The following is a 17803-nucleotide window of genomic DNA, read 5'->3' as shown; positions in this document are numbered from 1 at the left end:
CTCGAAACCGTCCGGGTGTTTCGGACACTCGGCACCCGGCCTTGTGCGCGCACGGAGATGGCGGTCGCCCGGCAGCTCAGCCGCGCACCCACGCGTACGTGATCTCGGGGCGACCCTGGCCGCCGTAGCGCGGCTCGCGACGGACGCGGCCGACGTCGGCGAGGTGCTCGAGGTAGCGCCGCGCGGTGACCCGCGACATGCCCTCGCTCTCGCCGACCTCGGTCGAGGAGACCGCGCCCGCCGTGGTGCGCACGCGCTCGGCGACGGCCTGCAGCGTGGCGTCGCTGAGCCCCTTCGGCAGGGCGGGGGAGGTGACCGTGCGCAGTGAGCCGAGCAGGGCGTCGACCTCGGACTGCGTGGCGTCGCCCGCCGCACGGTCGAGCCCCTCGACGTAGGCGCGATACCCCTCGAGCCGCTCCCGGAAGGCGCCGAAGGTGAAGGGCTTGATGAGGTACTGCACGACGCCGATCGACACGGCCGCGCGCACGGTCTCCGCATCGCGCACCGCGGTGACGGCGATGATGTCGGCGCGCGAGCCCATCGCGCGTGCCCGCCGCGCGACGTCGAGGCCGGCGCCGTCGGGCATCGTCATGTCCAGCAGCACGAGGTCGATGCGGCGGTCTGGCTCGCTCAGCGCCGTGAGCGCCGCGCGGGCGCCGGCGGCCTGCCCGACCACCTCGAAGCCGGGCACGCGCGCGACGTAGGCGCTGTGCAGCTCGAGCGCGAGGGCGTCGTCGTCCACGACGAGCACGCGGATCACGCGGTCACCGCCTCGGCGACCGCCGGGAGGAAGACGCGGACCGTCGTGGGGTCCGCCCTCACCTGCAGCGTCCCGCCCCGGGCGGCCACGATGTCGCGCACCAGGGCGAGGCCGACGCCCCGACCGCCGGGCGCGTGGGCGGCCTTCGTCGAGGAGCCGAACGCGAACGGATCCTCCAGCGTCGGGTCGAACCCCGCGCCACCGTCGGACACCTCGATCACGACGTCGTCGCCGTTCTCGCGCAGCGTGGCGCGCACCCAGCGGGGTTCGGCCCCGGCGGCGGCGGCATCGAGGGCGTTGTCGACGAGATTGCCGACGACCGTGACGGCCTCCTCCGGGGCGAGCGGCAGCGAGGGGGTGGGCTCGGCGACGTCGAGGTCGAGCCGCACGCCGCGCTCGGCCGCCTCGTCGAGCTTGCCCAACAGCAGCGCCACCACGATCGCCCCCTCGTCGTGCGACACGAGACGATCCGCCAGCTCCTGGCGTCCCCCGGTGGATGCCACGATCAGGCGCCGCGCATCATCGACGCGGCCCAGTTCGAGCAGCGCGAGCAGCGCGTGGAGGCGGTTGCCGTGCTCGTGCGTCTGCGACCGCAGGGTGTCGCTGAGGGTGCGCACGCCCTCGAGCTCCCCGAGGAGCGCCTGCAGCTCGGAGCGATCGCGCAGCGTCATGACCTGGCCGCGGGCGGGAGCGCGGCGGCCCGTGAGGTCGCGCGCCTCCTCCTGGTTGACCAGCAGCACGCGGTCGCCGTTCACGACGGTCTCCTCGACCATGCGGCGTCCCGTCGCGATGGCCTCGGCCAGGGCGGCATCCATCTCGACATCCCGCGGGTCGAGAGACACCTGCCCCGCCGTCGCCGGGGGAAGACCCAGCAGGTCGGCGGCCTCGTCGTTGTAGAGCACGATGCGCCCCGAGCGGTCGGTGACGACGAGGCCCTCGCGCAGCGAGTGCAGCACGGTCTCGTAGCTCTCGACCAGGCGCGACAGTTCCCCCGGCGTGTACGACCCCGTCACGCGGCGCGCGCTGCGGCGCACGTACAGCGCCCCCAGCACGCCGAGTCCGACGATGGCGGCGGATGCCAGCACGATGAGCGGAGCGCGGGCGGCGATGTCCTGCTGCACGGCGCCGAGGGTGACCCCCACCGAGACGAGGGCGACGATCGCGCCCTCCTCGTCGCCGTTGTCGCGGATCGGCGCGATGGTGCGCACCGACGGGCCGAGTGTGCCCTCGTACACCTCCGTGAACGTCCGACCGGCGAGCGCCTCGTCGCGCGAGCCGATGTACGGCAGGCCGATCTCCGCACGGTTGCGGTGCGTGAGGCGGATGCCGTCGGGCGTCATGATCGTGACGAACGACACGTCGGTCTCGGCGAGGATCTGCTCGACCATCGGCTGCAGACGCTCGGAGTCGCCGGCGGCGGCGAGGGATGCCACGTCGGGCTCGTGCGCGATCGTCTCGGCGACCGAGCGCGTGACCTTCTCGGCCTCGCGCTGACCGGAGTCGCTGAGCTGCACCGACAGCAGCGCGGCGAGGACGCCGGCGACGAGGACGACGACGCCGAGCGACACCAGGGCCAGTCGCCCACCCACGCTCAGTCGCATGTCCACCGCCCTTCGTCGCGCCTGCCGTGAACAATACGACCACAAATCGCCGATCGGTTCGCCCTCGACCACAGTCATGTCATCCACTCCGGCGATCCCGCCGGACAACGAAGACGTTAGGAAAGGGATAGGCGCTGATGGCTCTCTCACTCCGCACCACTCGCGACGGTCGACCGCGTAAGAAGATCGATCGCAACCACTGGCTCTACATCGCCGTCATCGTCGCCGTCGTGGCGGGCGTGATCGTCGGCCTCGTCGCCCCGCAGTTCGCCGTCGGCCTCGAGCCGGTCGGCAAGGGCTTCGTCAACCTGATCAAGATGATGATCGCCCCGGTCATCTTCTGCACGATCGTGGTCGGCATCGGCTCGATCGCGAAGGCCTCGACGGTCGGCAAGATCGGCGGCCTCGCGCTGGGCTACTTCCTCGTGATGTCGACCTTCGCCCTCGGCATCGGCCTGCTCGTCGGCAACATCATCCACCCCGGCGAGGGCCTCAACATCGGCAGCGCGGCGTACGACGCCGTCCCCGAGGCCACCACCACGCAGGACTTCATCCTGGGCATCATCCCGACGACGTTCTTCTCGGCGTTCACCGGCGGCAGCATCCTCCAGGTGCTCTTCATCGCCCTCCTCTGCGGCTTCGCGCTGCAGGGCATGGGCGAGCGCGGGGCCCGCATGGTCGAGGGCATCCGCAACTTCCAGGTGCTCGTCTTCCGCATCCTCGGCATGATCCTCTGGCTGGCTCCCATCGGTGCGTTCGGTGCCATCGCCGCCGTGGTGGGCAAGACGGGCTTCGGCGCCGTCGTCAGCCTCGGCATCCTGATGGGCTCGTTCTACCTCACGTGCTTCCTATTCATCGCGATCGTCCTCGGCGGGCTGCTCTACGCCGTCACGCGGGTCAACATCTTCTCTCTCATGAAGTACCTGGGCCGCGAGTACCTCCTCATCGTCGGCACCTCGTCGTCCGAGGCCGCCCTGCCCCGCCTCATCGCGAAGATGGAGCACCTCGGCGTCTCGAAGCCCGTGGTCGGCATCACCGTCCCGACCGGGTACTCGTTCAACCTCGACGGCACCGCGATCTACCTGACGATGGCCTCGCTGTTCATCGCCACCGCGATGGGCGCGCCGATGTCGATCCCCGAGCAGATCGGTCTGCTGATCTTCATGATCATCGCCTCCAAGGGCGCGGCCGGTGTGACCGGTGCAGGCCTCGCGACCCTCGCGGGCGGCCTGTCGGCCTACCGTCCCGATCTCGTCAACGGCGTCGGCGTCATCGTCGGCATCGACCGCTTCATGTCGGAGGCCCGCGCGGTCACCAACTTCACCGGCAACGCCGTCGCGACCCTCCTCATCGGCGCCTGGACGAAGCAGTACGACGGACAGCGGGTGCGCGAGGTGCTCGCGGGGCAGATCCCCTTCGACGAGACCCTCCTCACCGGCCACGACCACTCGGCGACGCCGGCGGCGGATGCCAAGGAGCAGGCGTCGACCGAGGTCGGCGCCGGCCCCGCGGCCGTCGACACCCAGGCGCTCAACGCCTTCCGCGCACAGGCGGAGGCGGAGGCGGCTGCACGGAGCCGTTCGTGAGTCTTGCGCACACCTCGGCGGGGGCGGCTTCGGCCGCCCCCGCCCCTGCGCGCGTCGAGCTGGCGCGCACGTGGATGCTCCGCTCGCCGCTCGCGGGCGACCTCGAGACCGACGCCGACGTGCTCGTTCTCGATCTGGAGGACGGCCTTCCCGCCGCCCGCAAGGCCGAGGGGCGCGATCGGGCCCGTCGCGCCGCCGCGGAGGCCGCGGTCTGGCTGCGCATCAGCGCCGCCGGTACCCGCGACGGCCAGGCCGACCTGGCGCTCGGTCGCGAGCTCGACGGCCGCCTCGCCGGCGTGGTCCTCGCCATGTGCGCGGGCCCGGCCGACGTCGCGCACGTCGCCGCCTCCCTGCCGGCGGGCACCCCGATCGTCGCGATGGTCGAATCGGCGGCCGCGCTGCTGGCGGCCCCGGCCATCGCCGCGCACCCCGCGACCCGCCGCCTGGCGTTCGGCACCGGCGACTTCCGCCGCGACACCGGCATGTCGGCCGAGCGCATCGCGCTGTCGTGGCCGCGTGCGCAGCTCGTCGTGGCGTCGGCGGCCGCGGGCATCGCGGGCCCCATCGACGGTCCGTGCGGTCCGATCGATCAGGCGCACGACGCGGCACGCCATGCCGCCGCGATGGGTTTCACCGGCACGCTCGCGCTCCAGGATGCCGCGATCCCCGGCGCCCACGCCGGCTTCACACCCGCGCCCGCCGAGGTGGAGGCCGCGCGGTCGCTGCTGTCGACCACTCCCGACGGTCCGGTCGACGGCTCGTACGCACCGACCCTCGCTCGTGCGCGGGCCCTGGTCGCCCGCGCCGAGGCTCTCGCCGCCCTCTGACCAGCGGCGGTCCGTGCCGCCGTTCCCGGTGGCTTCGGCGGGCTCAGCCACCTCTCGCCGCCGGTCCTCGCGCAATTCCAGGTCCCTGAGCCTGTTGAAGGGACCGCGACGTCACCGCCCGCGCCGGAACCACCGGCGCCGCGGTGGGGGAGCGGCCACGGCGGCCGCCTCCTCGCGCGCGCGACGTCGATCGTTCCAGGCTGCCACGACGGCATCCACGTCCACCGTGGGCGTCACGACCGGGGGCCCGCCCTGCAGTTGGCGGCGCGCCTCGATCACGCGCCGGTTGAAATCCTCGACCGCCTCGCGCACGTCGGGCTCGCGGGCGATGGCATCCAGGCGTTCGTCCATCTCGGCGTGCTCGACGCGCAGCGTCAGCGCCGGAGGCCCGAGGCCCGTCAGCTGCTCCGTCTCGATCTTGCGGCGGATCCACCAGTCGGGATCGTGGGAAGTCCCGAGGTCCAGGGGCTTGCCCGCCCCGGGGAGGTCGTCGAACTCGCCGCGCCGGATCGCCTGCTGGATCGACGTCTCGACGAACGCCGCGCGTTCGGCGGCCGTCGACCCGCGCGCGGGGCCGGTCGGCTCCGCGGGTTCCGGCTCGAGTCCGGCGTCGCGCAGCTCGCGGTCGAGCCGGTAGCGCTCGGCGGCCTGGCGGGCGTCGTCGCTCATGCGGCCTCCCGACCGTCACGCTCCAACCGGGCGAGGCGCTGCCGGGCCATGTCCTGCGCCCGCGGGCCGGAGCCGAGAGCGCGCTCGGTGACGCGCAGGACGAACCGCGTCAGCGCGAGCACCGGCAGCGGCCATCGTCGGACGCCGAGCATCTTGCGATACCTCCGCGGGATCGTGGCGACGGCGGCGGCGAACAGCACGCGATACGACAGGCCCATCAGGCCGGGGAACGGCGGCTTGCGCAGGAACCGCACCACCTCGGCGACCCTCTCGTCGCCGCGGAGTTCCCCGCGCTCCCAGAACCCGTCGATCTCGGCGCGCAACGCCGCGCGCGTGCGGGGAGGGTCGACCACCCGCATCAGCCGACCCGCGGTCGCCCAGTCGGCGACGTAGGCATCGGGTCCGCCGGGGATGGGCTTCTTCGACACCTCGTGTCCGGCGAGGAAGGCGTCGGTGAAGGCCAGGTGCACCCACCGCACCAGGTCGGCCGCTTCGGCGGTGTAGGCCCGCTCGCTGCCGTCACCGGCGCGGTACTCGCCTTTCACACGCTGGTGGAACCTGCCGACGCGCCGGGTCTCGGCATCCGCCTGCGTCCGCGAGCCGTAGGTCAGGGTGATGACCCAGCGCACCGTGCCGGTCAGCCGGCCGATGGGATCCTCGCGGTAGCGCGACCAGTCGTGCACGCCCGCGAGCGCACCCGGGTGCAATGCCTGGAGAAGAAGGGCCCGGATGCCGGCCACGAGCGTGCCCATTCCGGCGTGCACCGTCCACGCGGGGCCGTTCTCGACGAAGTACCCGGCGTCGTCGCCGTCGGCGATCGCCCGGACGTACGGCGCCATGCCGGTCGGGTCTCCCGCGAGGGCGACGAGGATCTTGCCGCGCAGGTCCGCGATCCAGCCGGGGACGGAGGGGAAGGTCGCGTCGGTCACCGTTCCAGCGTGCCACCGTCTGAGCAGGTGGGCTCGGGAAGAGTTCGACGTCGATGATCTTCCCGGCAGGGCGGTCAGTGTCCGTCGTGCGTGACGACCGGCACGGTGCCGTCATCGCGCAGCAGGACGGCATCCTGCGTCGCGCCGAGGGCAGGGGTGACGAGAACGGCGATCACAGCCGCGGCGACGAGCAGTCCCGTGACGCTCATCGGCTGGGCGGTGCGCGTCGCGCGCTGGCCGCGTCGACGCAGATGGATCGCCGAGGTCGCACCCACGACGACGAGCAGCACCGAGCCCGCCGCGACGCCGATGATGCTGGTGTGCGCCGAGGCGACGAACATCAGGGCGGTGGAGAGGGCGATCGCCGCCAGGGCGCCCGCGAGGGCGAGCCGCGGGACGACGAGGCGTCCCGTCGACAGGGTCGCAGCCCCCCAGGCGAGGGAGGCGAGACCGAGGATCACCATCCCGATCCCGAGGCCCGTTGCGAGGGCCCCGGAATCGGAACGGACGATCGCACCCGCGCCGAGGGCAGCGGTGATGAGGCCGGCCCCCCACGCGGATACGGAGGGCCACGACCGCACGAAGGTCGCGGCGTTCATGTTCAGACCGCCGCGGTGCGGGGGACGTTGCGCTCGGTGCCGAGACCGACACCCAGCAGCACGACGGCGCTGGCGAGGTGCAGGAAGTGGTCGGCCGTGTTCAGCGCGAGGATGTTGGCGGCCGTGCCGACGAGGAAGAAGCCGACGATGCCGAGGAGCAGGTAGACGGCTCCGACGGTGGTGTTGACGCCCTTCGCGGCGCGGGCGTTCGCGAGACCGGCGATCAGCAGCGCGGCACCGATGAGGAGGTGCGCGATGTTGTGCAGCGGGTTGACCGCGAAGATGCCCAGCAGGAGGTTTCCCTCCGTGGCGATGAAGCCGACGCCGCCGGTGACGGCGAAGCCGAGCAGTCCGACGAGCAGGTAGACAGCGCCGAAGACGGTGGCCACGATGCGGTTGGGTGACGAGCTCATGATGAACCTCCCAGATTGTTGGCAGCGACCGTCCGGTCGCTCTCCAACATCTTCGGAGACAATGCGCCGATCGGATTGGGCTTTGCATTCCGGGGTGACGTTCGGGTAGAACCCCGGATACGACAGAAGGCCCCCGAGTACTCTCCGAGGCCCTCCGCAACAGAGTCGACCATAGGTCGCGCCCTCAGACCGGTGAGGGGGATTGCAATTCCCGCAGTGTTCACCTAGCGGCGTTTCTGCCACACTCCCCTCATGCGTTTCGACACGTCACTGTCGCAGATGGGGAACAACACCGGCATCGAGGTGCCCCCGGAGGTCATCGAGGCCCTCGGCGGGGGCAAGCGCGCCGCCGTGACGGTCGACGTCAACGGGTACGTCTTCTCGAGCACGATCGGTGCCATGGGTGGTCGCTCCCTCATCCCGTTCTCCGCCGACAAGCGCAAGGCGACGGGCCTCTCGGGCGGGGATGCCATCACCGTCGAGCTGACCCTCGACACGACGCCGCGCACGACCGAGGTTCCCGACGATCTGGCTGCGGCGCTCGCGGAGGCCGGGGTTCGGCCCGCGTTCGACGCCCTCGCCCCCAGCGCCCGCAAGGCGCACGTGACCAACGTGGAGGCGGCGAAGGCGGCCGACACGCGTGCTCGTCGCGTCGCGGCCATCGTGTCGAAGCTGTCCTGACCGCTGAGCGCTGCGCCGTCCGCCCCGGACGATAGCCTGGAAGGGGAGGTTCCGTGGGGCGCACGAAGGAGGCCATCGCCGAAGGGCTGTCGATCGCGACGGCCGCGGCGCGTTTGACCGTGCGCAATCGCATCCTCGTCGACACGATCGCCCGCGGCGGGCAGTTCGACAACGAGGTGTTCGCGGACTTCGCCCGCGACACCCTCCGCTCCCTCGCTGACGAGCAGGACCAGGCGGCCGAGCGGGTGACGCACCAGCGCAAGCGCGCGTGGGGGCGCTTCTCCGACTCCTCGGGCACCCACGACTACCGTGACCGCGACACCCGCAACCTCCGCCGCCGTGCGAAGCAGTCGCGCGGGGTCGCGAAGGAACTGCGTGCGCTCGCCGACGACCCCGATCGCGTGAAGACCCTCGTTGCCGACGCGCGCATCGCCGCGTGGGGCGACGTCGAGGCCAATCTCCGTCAGCGACTCGATGTCGAGGGGATGACCGCCGACGCCGACCCCGAGTACGCCCAGATGCGCAAGGCGCGCATGGACGCCCTGCGCATGGTCGACCTCGCCCGTCTCGCCTCGCAGGCGAAGCGGCGGGCGAAAGAGCGGGTCGCGCCCGACGACGATGACGTCGCTGCGCCCGACAAGAGCGCCAAGAGCGAGAAGAAGAAGAAGTCCCCCGCGCGCTGACCCCCCGCGGCAGGTTCAGCGGGGTAGCCTCGGCGGCGAGCGAGGGGGATGCCATGGCGCAACGGCGGTTCGGACGCACGGCCCGGGTGGCACGACCCGGATACGCCCTGGTCTCGGTGAGCGCGCGCGACGCGAACGGCTTCGTGCACCACTACGACGACATCGAGGCGCCGCTGGGCTCCCTGCACGAAGCGATCGCGATCCTGCAGCTGAACTCGGTCGCCACGGACGCCGCCCACCGGGGCGGTGCCTCGGCCTGACGTCTCGCAGCGCGGCATCCGCCCCGGGGCACGATCAGCCCGGCCGGCACACGTCCAGCCCGGCCGGCACACGTCGAGGCCGACGCGCGACCTCGTCGCCGACCCGCGCAGGAAACGGAAAAAGCCCCGGCTCAGAATTTCTTCTCAGCCGGGGCTTGTCACTGTCTCAACACAGTGTGCGCCCGAAGGGACTCGAACCCCTAACCTTCTGATCCGTAGTCAGATGCTCTATCCATTGAGCTACGGGCGCAGGGCCTCCGCGCGAAACGGCGCGCAGGCCGTGGTCAAGCATAGCCGGGACCCCGGGAGACGTCTAATCGGCCCCGAACCGCGTGCATCCCGGGCGTGGCGCGGTGATGACCGGCAGGTGTCGAGTCGGCGACGTACGCTGGCGGGATGAGCGCATACACCTCCGCGTTCGAGCTGTTCTCCATCGGGATCGGACCCTCGAGCTCCCACACCGTCGGCCCCATGAGGGCCGCGTTCTCCTTCGCCGCACGACTGCAGGGCAGCGGAGCCCTGGAGCGGGTGGCATCCGTCTCCTGCGCCCTCTACGGCTCGCTGGGCGCGACCGGCATCGGTCACGGAACCCCCGACGCCGTCGTCGCGGGTCTGCAGGGCCTCGAGCCCGAGACCGTGGACCCGGATGCCGTCCGCCGCGCGTGGTCGGACTGGCCGGACGGGCGCCCGCTGGCGCTCGCCGGCACGCACGAGATCCCCTTCGCGAAGACGGACATCGCCCTCGAACCGCGCACGCGGCTTCCCGGTCATCCCAACGCCATGACCCTCGTCGCGCGCGACCGCGACGGCGGCGTGCTCGTCGAGGAGACGTTCTACTCGATCGGCGGCGGCTTCATCCGCCGTGAGGGCGAATCCGCCCCGGTGGCGGCCGCACCGATGCCGCTCGCCTTCGACGACGCTGCGACGCTCCTCGCCCTGTGCGACGAGCGCGGCATCACGATCGCCGAGGCGGCGCGTCTGAACGAAGAGGCACTGCGCTCCGACGAGGAGATCGCCGCGGGCCTCGACCGCATCTGGGATGCGATGGCGGCCTGCGTCGACGCGGGTCTGCGCAACGACGGCGTGCTTCCCGGCATCCTGAAGGTGAAGCGCCGCGCCGCCGTGATGCGCGAACAGCTGGATGCCATCGAGGCCGACGGGCACCGCGAGCTCCCGGGGGAGTGGCTCGGGGCCTTCGCGCTCGCGGTGAACGAGGAGAACGCCGCGGGCGGGCGGGTGGTCACGGCGCCCACCAACGGCGCAGCGGGAATCCTGCCGGCGGTGGCGATGTACTGGTGGCGGTTTCTCGCGGACTCGGGGCTCGGTGTCGGCAACGCCGTCACGCCGCACGGCGAGCTCGTGGGCAGCGCGTTGCTCGGATACGACGGTCACGCGGTGACCCGCTCCGAGGTCTCGCACTGGGATGACGAGGAGGTCGCCGAGGCGAACCGGAGGCGCGGAATCCGTCGTTTCCTGCTGACGGCCGCCGCGTTGGGCTCGTTGTTCAAGGCGAATGCCTCGATCTCGGGAGCCGAGGGCGGATGCCAGGCCGAGGTCGGATCGGCGTGCGCGATGGCGGCGGGAGGGCTGACGGCGGTCATGGGCGGCACGAACCGGCAGATCGAGAACGCCGCCGAGATCGCCATGGAGCACCACCTCGGCCTCACGTGCGACCCGGTCGGGGGTCTCGTGCAGATCCCGTGCATCGAGCGCAACGCGATCGCCGCCTCGACGGCGGTCACCGCGGCCCGCCTAGCCCTGCGCGGCGACGGCAGCCACTATGTGTCGTTGGACGCGGTGGTCGAGACCATGCGGCAGACCGGGATCGACATGTCGACGAAGTACAAGGAGACGAGCGAGGGCGGCCTCGCGGTCAACGTCATCGAGTGCTGATCCGCTCGATGACGCCGGTCAGTCGCGCAGCTTGGCGGTGAGCGCGCGCAGCTGCGCGAGCTCGTCGTCGGTGAGGCGGGCCATGCGGTCGGCGATCGAGCGGCCGTGCGCGGCGGCGAGCCGACGGAACGTCACGGCGCCCTCCTCGGAGGCGGTGACCAGCGCTCCTCGGCCGTCCTCGGGGTCGGCGCACTTCGTGAGCAGGCCTCGCGCGACCATGCGCTCGACCAGACGCGAGACGCTCGGCTGGCTGATGAGCATGTTGCCGGTCACGTCGCGCAGTCGCGCCGTCATGCGCGGCGCGCGCGTGACCGTGAGGAGCACGTCGTACTCGGCCTGGGTGAGCTCTTCGCCCTCGAAATCCGAGCGGATGTCTTCGAACACCTCGTGCTGCGCGCGGAAGAGGCTCTCCCAGGCCTGCACGGCGAGGCGGCGATCGGTCATGCCTTCAGCGTAGAGGGAGCCGGATGCCGCGGACTCGACGTCGACGCCGGGGCTGTGGACAGAGTAAGGGCCGGTCGGAGAGGCTTCCGACCGGCCCTTGTCCCTGCACCAAGAGTGTCCTGCAATCACATGTCGGTAGCTGCCACAGCAAAACAACTACCGTGCGAGCACTCTATAACGGTGAGGTAACGGAGGGGAAGAGGTCGCCGTTATATTTCCGTGACCGATTTGGCGGGACGATCCTGCGGGTCCCGGACAGCCCGTCCCGACGCGATCAGCGTCCGCGCACGTGGTTCCACTGCGTGATGACCTCGGAGCCGTGCTCGAAGCCCAGCTCGCTCACGGCGGAGGTGCCCAGGACGAAGTACCGGCCTCCGGCGGCGGTCAGGCCCAGCCAGGTGCCGGCCAGAGCGCGGAGGAAGTGCCCGTGCGAGAACAGCAGGACCTGCTCACCGGCCCGCACCCGAGGGCGGAGCTCCGCGAGGAGCGATTCCGCCCGTGCAGTGACGTCGGCGACGGACTCGCCCGGGGTCGCGCCGGCGGGCGTTCCCTCCCAGATCGTCCACGGACGGCCGAGCTGTTCCACGATCTTGGGAGTGGTCAGGCCCTCGTAGGCGCCGTAGTCCCATTCGACGAGACGGGCGTCGGTCCGCACGTCGGGGTACCCGGCGCGGGCGGCCGTCTCGACCGCGCGCTGGAGCGGGCTCGACAGGATCAGGTCGTACCGTCGGGTGGCGAGCAGCGTGCCCGCCAGCTCGGCCTTGTAGGCGCCGGTCTCGGTCAGCGGGATGTCGGTCAGGCCGGTGTGCCGTCCGGTGCGGCTCCACGCGGTCTCGCCGTGTCGCACCAGCACGATGCGTCCGTCGGGTTCGGTCAGCTCGTCATCCTTCACGCGTCCATCCTCCTGCTCCTGGGGGAGCCGCCGGCCCGACCGCACGAAGAAGGGCCGGTCGGAGGATTCCGACCGGCCCTTTCCTGCACCAGAGTGTCCTGCAATCACATGTCGGTAGCTGCCAGCAAAACACCTACCGTGCAGGCACTCTATAACGGTGAGATAACGGAGCGGAAGAGGATGCCGAGGGACATTCCCGATTCATAGGTACCGTCATCGCCCGGTGGCATCGAGAGCCGCCGCCAGATCGGCGAGGAGGTCGTCGGCATCCTCGAGTCCGACCGACAGACGCAGGTGGCCGTAGCGGCGGAACGGCTCCGGGTAGGTCGCGGTACGGGGGCCGTCGGCGGACGTGTGCACGATGAGGCTGTCGTCGTGTCCGAGCGAGAAGCCCGAGGTGATCAGCCGCAGCTCGGACACGAACCTGTTCTGCAGGTCGGGGTCGCCGTCGAGCGCGAAGGCGATCATGCCGCCGTACGCGGCACCGCCGAACTGCCGGCGGGCGAGATCGTGCTGGGGGTGCGAGGCGAGTCCGGGATAGGCGACGAACGCGACGCGCGGGTCGGCCTCGAGCAGCTCGGCGACGCGCTGGGCGGAGGCGAAATGCTGCCGCAGGCGCAGGGGGAGCGTGACCGAACCGCGCGTGATCATCCACGCGTTGAACGGCGAGATGATGCCGCCGACGTCGACCATCGCGTCGGCCTTGATCGGTTCGATGAGCTCCGCCCGACCGATCACCGCCCCGCCCATCGCGTCGCCGTGGCCGTTGATGTACTTCGTCAGCGAGTGCACGACGAGATCCGCGCCGTCGTCGAGCGGCCGGTAGAACGGCGGGGGAGTGAAGGTCGAGTCGACCATCAGCAGAGCCCCGGCCGCGTGGGCGATCTCGGCCAGCAGCGCGATGTCGGCGACCTTCGTGGTGGGGTTGGCGATCGCCTCGACGCACACGAGCCGCGTCTCGGGCCGGATCGCCGCGCGGACGGCATCCGGATCGGTCACGTCGACGAAGGTCGCCTCGATGCCGTAGCGGCCGGGGAGCAGCTCGGTCCACAGGCGCCAGGTGGCCTCGTACACGACGTCGCTCACGACCACGTGGTCTCCCGCGCGCACGTGGGTGAAGAACACCGCGTGCAGGGCGGCGACTCCGGATGCCAGGGCGACGGCGTCCTCGCCGTGCTCAGCGCGGCGAGCTTGCGCTCGAGCGCCAGCTGATTGACGCCGGTGTTGCGCGTGTACAGGCCCGGGGCGGTGGCCGACCAGCTGATCTCGCTCGGGTCGTCGGGGAGGGCGAACGAGTTCGACATGACGAGCGGTGTGCGCAGCGACCGCGTACTGTCGAGCTCGATGCCGCCATGCACGGCCAGACTCGACTCGCCGAGGGTCGGAGCATCGGTGCGGTCGGGGCGCACGACGGCCCTCGGGGCGACCTCGTCGGATGCCGTCATCGTGGCCCCTCTCGCTCTGCGGCGCGGCTCGCGCGCCTCGTCCAGCGTAGTGAGGGCGCGTCGGGGCCCGCCGTCGACTACTGTGACTGCGTCGCCCGGACGCCTCGACGGCTCCGGGCTCGATCATGAATGCGAGCACTCCATGAGTCGTCCCCTCGATTCCTCCCTCGATACGTCCGGCCCCGCGGGCGCACCGCGCCGACTGCGCCGCGCCATGGACGCCCGGCATCTCGTCATGATTGCCCTCGGCGGTGTCATCGGCTCGGGCCTCTTCCTGAGCTCGGGTTACACGATCCACCAGGCCGGCCCCCTCGGTGCGGTGCTGGCGTACCTGCTGGGCGCCTTCGTGGTGTGGTTGGTCATGGTCTGCCTGGGCGAGCTCGCGGTGACCTATCCGGTCTCGGGATCGCTCCACATCTACGCGGCGCGCACGATGGGGCCGGCCACCGGCTTCACCACCGCGTGGCTCTACTGGCTGTGCTGGGTGGTGGCGCTCGGGTCGGAGTTCACGGCATCCGGCATCCTCATGCAGCGATGGTTCCCGAACGTCGAGGTCTGGGTGTGGTGCATCGTGTTCGCCGGCGTGCTGTTCACCCTGAACGCCATCTCGGCGCGCGTGTTCGGGGAGACCGAGTTCTGGTTCGCCCTCATCAAGGTCGTCGCGATCGTCGCGCTCATCGTGCTCGGGACGATGGCGATCTTCGGCTTCACGCCGCTGTCGTCGGAGCCGCACGCGGCGGTCGGCCTCAGCAACTTCGTCACGCCCGACGGGCTGCTGCCCGCGGGTCTCGGGGGCGTGCTCATCACCTCGCTCGCGGTGTTCTACGCCTTCAGCGGTGCCGAGCTCGTCGGCGTCGCGGCGGGCGAGACGAAGGATCCGGGCCGCAACATCCCGCGGGCGCTGCGCTCGACGGTGCTGCGTCTGCTCGTGCTGTTCGTCGGCTCGATCGTCGTCATCGCCGCCCTCCTGCCCTACGAGCAGGCGGGGCTGTCGTCGAGCCCGTTCGTCGACGTCTTCGAGTACGTCGGGGTGCCCTACGCGGCCGACATCATGAACTTCGTCGTCATCACGGCGCTGCTCTCGGTGGGCAACAGCGGGCTGTACTCGTGCGCGCGGATGCTGTTCTCGCTCGCCGAGGAGGGCTACGCGCCGCGCGCCTTCACGCGTCTCACGCGGCGCGGCATCCCGATGGTGGCCCTGCTGGTCAGCCTCGCCATCGGTCTGGTGTCGCTCATCTCGAGCGTCGTCGCCGCCGAGACCGTGTACCTCGTGCTCGTGTCGATCGCCGGCTTCGCGGCGGTCGCGGTGTGGATGTCGATCGTCGCCGCGCAGTTCTTCCACCGGCGGCAGTTCGTCCGCGACGGCGGCGACGTCTCCACCCTCGCCTTCCGCACGCCGCTGTACCCGCTCGTCCCGATTCTCGCCTTCGTGCTGCTCACCGCGTCGATCGTGGCGATCGCGTTCGATGAGAACCAGGTCGCGGCCCTGTACTTCGGCATCCCCTTCGTCGGCCTCTGCTACCTGTTCTTCTGGCTGCGCTACGGGCGCAAGGGCGTCACTCCCGTTCGGCGGGACGAAGAGGCACCGATCGACTGATGCGCTGTACGCGCTGTCCATCCGCTTCGCGTCGGCTCGCCGGGGTGGCGGATGCCGCCGGGCCCGGCCCCGCAGTAGCGTCGCTTCACCACGAGCACGCGGAGGACGCATGGACACGGTGGACACCCTCGTCGTCGGGGCGGGCATCTCGGGCCTGGCCGCCGCTCGGCTTCTGGCTCGCCACGGGCATCGCGTGGTCGTGCTCGAAGCGCGCGACCGCGTCGGCGGGCGCGTCTTCACCGACCGCAGCGGAGGGCACGTCACCGATCGCGGCGCGTCGTGGATCCACGGCATCGACGACAGCCCGGTCGCCGAGGCGGCCCGCGCATTCGGAATGCCGATGGTGGAGTTCACGGTCGGCGGATACCAGCCCGATTCACGGCCGCTGACGTACTTCGACGCCGCCGGGCGCCGTCTGTCCCCGGAGGCCGTGCGGCAGTACGCCGACGACATCCGCACGCTGAACGCCGTGCTGGTCGACGTCATCGCCGCGGCCGACGACGATGCAACCTACGGTGAGGTCGTGGAGCGCGCGCTCGCCGCCCAGGGGTGGGACGCCGAACGCGCGGAGCGCGTGCGGGAGTACAACGACCGTCGGGCCCAGGAGCAGTACGGGATCGGCATGCACGGCCTCGGCGCCCACGGGCTCGACGACGACACCGTCAACGGCGACGAGGTGGTGTTCCCGCAGGGCTACGACGAGCTCGCCTCGAACTTCGCCGCGGGGCTCGACGTGCGCTTCGACCACGCGGTCTCGCGCGTGCGGTGGTCGTCGGAGGGAGCCGAGGTGGAGACCGCCCGCGGCGCGTTCCGCGCTCGGCACGTCGTCGTCACGGTGCCGGTGGGGGTGCTGCACGCGGGCGATCTCGTGCTCGAGCCCGCCCTGCCCGCGGCGCACGCCCGCGCGCTCGGCCTTCTGCGCATGAACGCCTTCGAGAAGGTCGTGCTGCGTTTCGCCGAACGGTTCTGGGATGCCGGGGTCTACGGCATCCGCCAGCTCGGCGACGAGGGGGAGTGGTGGCACTCCTGGTACGACCTGGGGCGCCTGCACGACGAACCCGCCCTGCTGACATTCGCGGCGGGTCCTGCCGCCGTCGCCACGCGGGAGTGGAGCGACGACGAGATCGTCGCCTCCACCCTCGCGCAGTTGCGGCGCCTGTACGGTGACGCCGTGGCCGAGCCCGAGAGTGCGATCGTGACCCGCTGGCAGGACGACCCGTTCTCGCGCGGCTCGTACGCCTACATGCTCCCGGGCTCGGTCGGCGCCGACCACGACGACCTCGCCGCACCCCTCGGCGACGGGACGCTGCATCTGGCCGGGGAGGCGACGTGGGGAGACGACCCGGCGACGGTTCCCGGCGCCATGCTGTCCGGGCACCGGGCCGCGCAGAACGTTCTCGGCCGCGAGGTGCCGGTCAGCGACCTCTGGGCCTGACGCCGCGGCGCGGGGTCTCTTCGTCGCGGGAGGTCCGGTCGCGGCGGGAGGCCCTCAGCCGCGGGAGGTCCCTGAGCCTGTCGAAGGGACCGGAGGCTTCAAGGGGCTCAGCCTCCCGCGGGCGGACCGGAGGCGTCGACGGGCTCAGCCTCCCGCGGGCGGACCGGAGGCGTCGACGGGCTCAGCCTCCTGCGGAACGCGGGAGGCGCCAGCGGGCTCAGCCGGCTCAGCGCGGGTCGGATCCCGTCGCCACGGGTAGCTCGGGGTGGTTCGACCACTGGCTCCACGATCCCGGGTACAGCCGCGGCTCGAATCCCGCGAGCGTCAGGGCCACGGCCTGGTGCGCCGCCGTCACCCCCGACCCGCAATACACCCCCACGTATAGGCCGTCCTCGGCGCCGAGCATCCGGAACCGCGCGCGCAGGTCGTCGGGCGCGCGGAAGCGGCCGTCGTCGCCGACGTTCTCCGTCGTGGGGGCGCTGACCGCCCCGGGCACGTGTCCCGCGCGGGGATCGATCGGCTCGACCTCGCCGCGGTAGCGCTCGCCGGCGCGGGCGTCGAGCAGGAGTCCCTCGGCGGCGAAGTCGGCGACATCGTCGAGGTCGAGGACGGGCAGGGCGCCGTACGTCAGCTCGACCGTTCCGGGGGCCGGGGTCGCGGCATCCCCCTCTTCGCGTTCGTACCCGGCGTCGTTCCAGGCCCGCAGGGCGCCGTCGAGGAGGCGGACGTCGGTGAGACCGGCATAGCGCAGCAGCCACCAGGCCCGGGCGCTCGCCATGTTGTTCGCGTCGTCGTACACCACGACCGTGTCGCCCGCATCGATCCCCCACCGCCGCGCCGTCGCTTGCAGGTCGTGGACCGAGGGCAGCGGATGCCGGCCCTCGGTCGGCGCGCCGTGGGCGGCCAGATCGTGGTCGAGGGCGACGTACTGCGCGCCGGGGATGTGCCCCGCACGGTAGTCCGGCCGACCGTCGGGGCGATCGAGCCGCCACCGCACGTCGAGCACGCGCACCGGCCCGCCGTCGGGATACGCCCCCGCGGCGAGGGCGGTGTTCAGGTCGGCGGCAGTGGTGAGGATCGATTCCATAC

19 protein-coding genes and 1 tRNA gene are annotated in these 17803 nt (G+C 71.6%); 8 read left to right on the top strand and 12 right to left on the bottom strand.

What is annotated here, in order from left to right; translation table 11 throughout:
* Positions 1-76: 76 nt before the first annotated feature.
* Positions 77-760, bottom strand: a complete 684-nt coding sequence (locus tag ACFZA2_RS15930) for a response regulator (protein WP_315995178.1) — start codon at positions 758-760, stop codon at positions 77-79.
* Entirely contained in the window at positions 757-2439 is a 1683-nt protein-coding gene (locus tag ACFZA2_RS15925; protein ID WP_391406945.1) for an ATP-binding protein, read from the bottom strand. Before ACFZA2_RS15925 ends, ACFZA2_RS15930 begins: the two co-directional genes overlap by 4 nt.
* Positions 2440-2498: 59 nt before the next feature.
* Here ACFZA2_RS15925 and ACFZA2_RS15920 point away from each other — a divergent pair, with 59 nt between their 5' ends.
* On the top strand, positions 2499-3947 hold the full coding sequence (locus tag ACFZA2_RS15920) for a cation:dicarboxylate symporter family transporter (protein ID WP_315995177.1): 1449 nt from the start codon (positions 2499-2501) through the stop codon (positions 3945-3947).
* Positions 3944-4774, top strand: coding sequence for an aldolase/citrate lyase family protein (locus ACFZA2_RS15915; RefSeq protein ID WP_391406744.1), 831 nt, complete (start codon positions 3944-3946; stop codon positions 4772-4774). The genes ACFZA2_RS15920 and ACFZA2_RS15915 overlap by 4 nt, the downstream gene beginning before the upstream one ends.
* Positions 4775-4885: 111 nt before the next feature.
* On the opposite strand, the gene ACFZA2_RS15910 is transcribed toward ACFZA2_RS15915, so the two are convergent.
* From ACFZA2_RS15910 to ACFZA2_RS15895, 4 genes are all read right to left on the bottom strand, one after another.
* Complete coding sequence (locus ACFZA2_RS15910) at positions 4886-5443, bottom strand: DUF1992 domain-containing protein (RefSeq protein ID WP_391406742.1); 558 nt, start codon at positions 5441-5443, stop codon at positions 4886-4888.
* A complete protein-coding gene (locus ACFZA2_RS15905) occupies positions 5440-6282 on the bottom strand; it encodes an oxygenase MpaB family protein (RefSeq protein WP_391406944.1) in 843 nt (280 codons plus the stop codon). Before ACFZA2_RS15905 ends, ACFZA2_RS15910 begins: the two co-directional genes overlap by 4 nt.
* Before the next feature lie 164 nt (positions 6283-6446).
* Positions 6447-6971 (bottom strand): hypothetical protein, encoded by a 525-nt coding sequence (locus ACFZA2_RS15900; RefSeq protein ID WP_391406741.1) that lies wholly within the window; start codon positions 6969-6971, stop codon positions 6447-6449.
* Positions 6972-6973: 2 nt separating this feature from the next.
* Entirely contained in the window at positions 6974-7384 is a 411-nt protein-coding gene (locus ACFZA2_RS15895) for a DUF4383 domain-containing protein (protein WP_391406739.1), read from the bottom strand.
* A 252-nt stretch (positions 7385-7636) separates the two neighbouring features.
* Between ACFZA2_RS15895 and ACFZA2_RS15890 the strand changes: the two genes are divergently transcribed.
* The 3 genes from ACFZA2_RS15890 to ACFZA2_RS15880 are packed head-to-tail and all read left to right on the top strand — an operon-like array spanning position 7637 to position 9008.
* Complete coding sequence (locus tag ACFZA2_RS15890) at positions 7637-8065, top strand: YdeI/OmpD-associated family protein (RefSeq protein WP_391406737.1); 429 nt, start codon at positions 7637-7639, stop codon at positions 8063-8065.
* A gap of 53 nt (positions 8066-8118) precedes the next feature.
* On the top strand, positions 8119-8748 hold the full coding sequence (locus ACFZA2_RS15885) for an asparagine synthase (RefSeq protein ID WP_391406735.1): 630 nt from the start codon (positions 8119-8121) through the stop codon (positions 8746-8748).
* 53 nt (positions 8749-8801) lie between these two features.
* Entirely contained in the window at positions 8802-9008 is a 207-nt protein-coding gene (locus ACFZA2_RS15880; protein WP_391406733.1) for a hypothetical protein, read from the top strand.
* Positions 9009-9185: 177 nt separating this feature from the next.
* On the opposite strand, the gene ACFZA2_RS15875 is transcribed toward ACFZA2_RS15880, so the two are convergent.
* Positions 9186-9258 (bottom strand) — tRNA-Arg (locus ACFZA2_RS15875).
* Positions 9259-9404: 146 nt separating this feature from the next.
* On the opposite strand from ACFZA2_RS15875, the gene ACFZA2_RS15870 reads away from it, so the two are divergent.
* On the top strand, positions 9405-10901 hold the full coding sequence (locus ACFZA2_RS15870) for an L-serine ammonia-lyase, iron-sulfur-dependent, subunit alpha (protein ID WP_391406731.1): 1497 nt from the start codon (positions 9405-9407) through the stop codon (positions 10899-10901).
* Between the two features lie 18 nt (positions 10902-10919).
* Here ACFZA2_RS15870 and ACFZA2_RS15865 read toward each other — a convergent pair whose 3' ends face one another.
* From ACFZA2_RS15865 to ACFZA2_RS15850, 4 genes are all read right to left on the bottom strand, one after another.
* Positions 10920-11345: a MarR family winged helix-turn-helix transcriptional regulator gene (locus tag ACFZA2_RS15865; RefSeq protein ID WP_391406729.1), complete on the bottom strand. Its 426-nt coding sequence runs from the start codon at positions 11343-11345 to the stop codon at positions 10920-10922.
* A gap of 274 nt (positions 11346-11619) precedes the next feature.
* Positions 11620-12237: a histidine phosphatase family protein gene (locus ACFZA2_RS15860; RefSeq protein WP_391406727.1), complete on the bottom strand. Its 618-nt coding sequence runs from the start codon at positions 12235-12237 to the stop codon at positions 11620-11622.
* A gap of 213 nt (positions 12238-12450) precedes the next feature.
* Complete coding sequence (locus ACFZA2_RS15855) at positions 12451-13362, bottom strand: trans-sulfuration enzyme family protein (RefSeq protein WP_391406725.1); 912 nt, start codon at positions 13360-13362, stop codon at positions 12451-12453.
* Positions 13320-13682, bottom strand: a complete 363-nt coding sequence (locus ACFZA2_RS15850; protein ID WP_391406723.1) for a hypothetical protein — start codon at positions 13680-13682, stop codon at positions 13320-13322. Before ACFZA2_RS15850 ends, ACFZA2_RS15855 begins: the two co-directional genes overlap by 43 nt.
* Positions 13683-13824: 142 nt before the next feature.
* Between ACFZA2_RS15850 and ACFZA2_RS15845 the strand changes: the two genes are divergently transcribed.
* Complete coding sequence (locus tag ACFZA2_RS15845) at positions 13825-15279, top strand: amino acid permease (RefSeq protein ID WP_391406721.1); 1455 nt, start codon at positions 13825-13827, stop codon at positions 15277-15279.
* 109 nt (positions 15280-15388) lie between these two features.
* Positions 15389-16714 (top strand): flavin monoamine oxidase family protein, encoded by a 1326-nt coding sequence (locus tag ACFZA2_RS15840; protein ID WP_391406719.1) that lies wholly within the window; start codon positions 15389-15391, stop codon positions 16712-16714.
* Between the two features lie 226 nt (positions 16715-16940).
* On the opposite strand, the gene ACFZA2_RS15835 is transcribed toward ACFZA2_RS15840, so the two are convergent.
* On the bottom strand, positions 16941-17801 hold the full coding sequence (locus tag ACFZA2_RS15835; RefSeq protein WP_391406717.1) for a sulfurtransferase: 861 nt from the start codon (positions 17799-17801) through the stop codon (positions 16941-16943).
* Positions 17802-17803 lie beyond the last annotated feature (2 nt).

It is taken from the genome of Microbacterium sp. NPDC007973 (assembly GCF_042958465.1).
GTDB lineage: Bacteria > Actinomycetota > Actinomycetes > Actinomycetales > Microbacteriaceae > Microbacterium > Microbacterium galbum.
The sequence above is the reverse complement of the archived record's forward strand: the minus strand, read 5'-3'. Positions and strand labels throughout refer to the sequence as shown.